This is a genomic window from Bacteroides caecigallinarum, assembly GCF_016901995.1.
In the GTDB taxonomy this organism is placed as follows: Bacteria; Bacteroidota; Bacteroidia; order Bacteroidales; family Bacteroidaceae; genus Phocaeicola; species Phocaeicola cellulolyticus.
Map to the genome: position 1 here is coordinate 1 of NZ_JACJLE010000230.1, position 221 is coordinate 221.

Annotated in this window: 1 rRNA gene; it reads left to right on the plus strand. The window is 41.6% G+C overall.

Going from position 1 to position 221, the window contains the following annotated elements:
- Nucleotides 1–133: 133 nt before the first annotated feature.
- Nucleotides 134–221, plus strand: a 23S ribosomal RNA gene (locus H6A61_RS16400); the annotation flags it as partial.

Below are 221 nucleotides of genomic sequence, written 5' to 3' on the forward strand. Positions count from 1 at the left end.
CTCCGTAACCTTCACATTAAAAAGATCTTTGACATGATGTAACAAGCTGAAAAAGTAAAAATTTGGTCAAAACCAAAAGAGCTAAAAGTATATATCATCCGCTCTGTTGTATAAACAGAGTGTGTACGTGATAATGAAAGTAAATAAGGGCGCATGGCGGATGCCTTGGCTCTCGGAGGCGATGAAGGACGTGATAAGCTGCGAAAAGTCACGGGGAGGTG